The sequence below is a fragment of the Streptomyces sp. NPDC006265 genome, assembly GCF_040613555.1.
Lineage (GTDB): Bacteria > Actinomycetota > Actinomycetes > Streptomycetales > Streptomycetaceae > Streptomyces.
Genome location: NZ_JBEXSH010000932.1, coordinates 1 through 3,413, shown reverse-complemented (window position 1 = coordinate 3,413; position 3,413 = coordinate 1). Strand labels below are relative to the sequence as shown.

Annotated in this window: 3 protein-coding genes and 1 pseudogene; 2 read left to right on the top strand and 2 right to left on the bottom strand. The window is 73.2% G+C overall.

From position 1 onward, the window contains the following. A pseudogene (locus ABZ281_RS43000) lies at nucleotides 1-338 on the top strand (SWF or SNF family helicase); the annotation flags it as partial. A 78-nt stretch (nucleotides 339-416) separates the two neighbouring features. On the opposite strand, the gene ABZ281_RS42995 reads toward ABZ281_RS43000, so the two are convergent. Further along, on the bottom strand, nucleotides 417-755 hold the full coding sequence (locus ABZ281_RS42995; protein WP_356663538.1) for a hypothetical protein: 339 nt from the start codon (nucleotides 753-755) through the stop codon (nucleotides 417-419). Nucleotides 756-904: 149 nt separating this feature from the next. Further along, nucleotides 905-2,071 carry a xylose isomerase gene (xylA, locus tag ABZ281_RS42990; RefSeq protein ID WP_356663536.1) on the bottom strand — a complete coding sequence of 389 codons (1,167 nt, stop codon included), beginning with the start codon at nucleotides 2,069-2,071 and terminating at the stop codon, nucleotides 905-907. A 130-nt stretch (nucleotides 2,072-2,201) separates the two neighbouring features. Here xylA and xylB point away from each other — a divergent pair. After that, the coding region (xylB, locus tag ABZ281_RS42985; protein ID WP_356663534.1) for a xylulokinase at nucleotides 2,202-3,413 on the top strand (1,212 nt) is incomplete at its 3' end.

The window sequence follows — 3,413 nt, the reverse complement described above, 5'->3', positions numbered from 1 at the left end:
GGTCACGGCCGTCAGTTCCCGCAGCGGCGCGCCTGGGGTGGCGAGGGCACGGCGCAGCACCGCAGGACGAAACGCTCGCACGCGCGCGTACCGCCCTGGACTCGGCGTGGGACACCGGCGAACGGCCGGAGCTGCGAGCGCGAGCCAACCGCTGGACGGTCGCCGGTGCGCCGGTCCAGCTGCGCCTCGGCCGGGACGGCCGCTGGTGGCCCTACCGCAAGGAACGCGGCCGCTGGCAGCCCGCCGGAGGCGCCGCCCAGGACCCCGCGACGGCCCTGGCCTCGGTGGCGGCTCCGGCTTCGGCGGAACTCCCGGCAGGAGGAGGAGACTCCCTGTGAGGTCCGGCGCCAGGGCCCCTTCCAGCGCCGTGCCGGTGGTGGGGGGCGAGCCTGTGCCGGGTGAGGAGACGGCAGGCGTCAGGGCAGTAGCTCGCCGGGGTCCAGGGACGGCAGAAGCGATTCGAGGTCGCTCGGAAGGTCGCTGGGCAGATCGCTCGGCAGCTGGGTCGGGAAGCCCGACGGCAGTCGGGTCGGCAGTCCGCTGGGCAACCGTGTGGGGATGTTGAAGGACGGTGCGGGAGTGCGGCTCGTGCTCCCGCCGGAGGGCTCCTCGTCCGGCGAGTCGCCCCTGCCCGAGGCCATCAGCACCACGAGGGACACGGCAGCGACGGCCAGGAGCACGGTGAGGAGGATGAGCAGCGGATTGCGGCGCCGGGGAGGTCCGGGCGGGCGCGGTGGTACGGGCGGCGTGGCCATACCGACCAGAGTCGCCGCGCTCTCCTCACGCCGGGAGGGGCGTGCGGAAGCTGATACGGACTCATGGCGTGGACCGCATGGCTCCGGAGCATGACGGGTCCGCCGGCCGGCTGGAGTGACCGGCCGGCGGGCCGCACGCGCGCGTGGACTCAGCCACGTGCCCCCAGCAGATGGTCCATCGCCAGCTGGTCCAGGTGCTCGAAGGCCATACCGCGCGCGGCGGCCGCCTCCACGTCGAACCCCTCGAACGCCGACCGGTCGCCGAGCAGCGCCTGGAGCCCGTCCGCGGCGGTGGGCTGGGCCAGCTCGTCGAGCCGGGCCGCGCGCAGGGCTTCCTGGACCTCCGGGTCGGCACGGAAGGCGCCGGCGCGCTCCTTGAGCATGAGGTAGTTGCGCATGCAGCCGGCCGCCGAGGCCCACACGCCGTCGAGGTCCTCGGTCCGCGGTGGCTTGAAGTCGAAGTGCCGCGGACCGGAGTATCCGGCCGACTCCAGCAGGTCGACCAGCCAGAACGCGGCACGCAGATCGCCGGCGCCGAAGCGCAGGTCCTGGTCGTACTTGATGCCGGACTGGCCGTTGAGGTCGATGTGGAACAGCTTGCCCGCCCACAGTGCCTGCGCGATGCCGTGCGGGAAGTTCAGCCCGGCCATCTGCTCGTGCCCGACCTCGGGGTTGACTCCGTACAGCTCCGGTCGCTCCAGGCGCTCGATGAACGCCAGGGCGTGGCCCACGGTCGGCAGCAGGATGTCGCCGCGCGGCTCGTTCGGCTTGGGCTCGATCGCGAAGCGCAGGTCGTAGCCCTGGGAGGTGACGTACTCGCCGAGCAGGTCGAAGGCCTCCTTCATCCGGTCCAGGGCCGCGCGGACGTCCTTGGCGGCGCCCGACTCGGCACCCTCACGGCCGCCCCAGGCCACGTACACCTGGGCGCCGAGCTCGGCGGCGAGGTCGATGTTGCGGATGGTCTTGCGCAGGGCGTAGCGGCGCACGTCGCGGTCGTTGGCGGTGAACGCGCCGTCCTTGAAGACCGGGTGCGTGAAGAGGTTGGTGGTGGCCATCGGAACCTTCATGCCCGTGGCGTCCAGCGCCTGGCGGAAGCGCTTGATGTGCGCCTCGCGCTCGGTGTCGCTCGAGCCGAACGGGATCAGGTCGTCGTCGTGGAAGGTCACGCCGTGGGCGCCCAGCTCGGCCAGGCGCTGCACCGTCTCGACGGGATCCAGGGCACGCCGAGTGGCGTCGCCGAAGGGATCCCGTCCCTGCCAGCCGACGGTCCACAGGCCGAAGGTGAACCTGTCCTCGGGGGTGGGCTGGTAGCTCATGCCGCGGCTCCTTGCTCGCTGAGGCTATTTCGTCATGCCGATTTACAAATTAGTATGCAGGCACCTCTCTGGGAAGAGAGAAGGTGGCTCCGAACGGAGACACGTGCCGCGCGCAGTAGGGAGAAGCCCGATGTCAGCAGCCGAGGGTCCGCTCGTCGTCGGTGTGGATTCGTCCACCCAGTCCACCAAGGCGCTGGTCGTCGACGCGTCCACCGGCCGGGTGGTCGCGAGCGGCCAGGCACCGCACACGGTCTCCTCGGGGGCCGGGCGGGAGACCGACCCCCGCCAGTGGTGGGACGCGCTGTGCGCGGCCCTGCGCCAGTGCGGTGACGCTGCGCACGAGGCCGCCGCGGTATCGGTCGGCGGGCAGCAGCACGGCCTCGTCACTCTGGACGCCCGGGGCGAGCCGGTGCGGCCCGCCCTGCTGTGGAACGACGTGCGCTCGGCGCCGCAGGCCGGCCGGCTGACGGAGGAACTGGGCGGCGCGAAGTTCTGGGCCGATCGCACCGGAAGCGTGCCCGCCGCCTCGTTCACGGTCACCAAGTGGGCCTGGCTGGCCGAGCACGAGCCGGAGGCTGTGCGCGCCACGAAGGCCGTGCGTCTCCCCCACGACTACCTCACCGAGCGGCTCACCGGGGAGGGCACGACCGACCGCGGCGATGTCTCGGGGACGGGCTGGTGGGCGTCCGGGACGGAAGGCTACGACGAGGAGATCCTGGCGCACGTCGGGCTCGACCCGGCCCTGCTGCCCCGCGTGGTCCGGCCCGGCGAGGTGGCGGGCACGGTGCGTGACGGCCATGACCTGCCGTTCTCCCGGGGCACCCTGGTCGCGCCCGGCACGGGCGACAACGCCGCTGCCGCGCTGGGCCTCGGGGTGCGGCCGGGTGTGCCGGTGATGAGCCTCGGCACCTCGGGCACGGTGTACGCCGTGTCCCGGCACCGGTCCGCCGACCCGAGCGGCACGGTGGCGGGGTTCGCCGACGCCCGCGGCGACTGGCTGCCGCTGGCCTGCACCCTGAACTGCACGCTCGCCGTCGACCGCGTCGCGGCGCTGCTGGGCCTGGACCGCGAGGCGGTGGAGCCCGGCACGGCCGTGACCCTGCTGCCGTACCTGGACGGCGAACGCACCCCGAACCTGCCGAACGCCTCGGGCCTGCTGCACGGCCTGCGCCACGACACCACGGCCGGTCAGCTCCTCCAGGCCGCCTACGACGGTGCCGTGCACTCCCTGCTCGGCGCGCTCGACCTGGTCCTCGACGAGGACGCGGACCCTTCGGAACCCCTGCTGTTGATCGGCGGCGGCGCCCGGGGCACCGCCTGGCAGCAGACCGTGCGGAGGCTC

Excerpts from the sequence above, each read along its gene's own strand:
- xylA (WP_356663536.1), bottom strand. The coding sequence starts at position 2,071 with ATGAGCTACCAGCCCACCCCCGAGGACAGGTTCACCTTCGGCCTGTGG.
- ABZ281_RS42995 (WP_356663538.1), bottom strand. The coding sequence starts at position 755 with ATGGCCACGCCGCCCGTACCACCGCGCCCGCCCGGACCTCCCCGGCGC.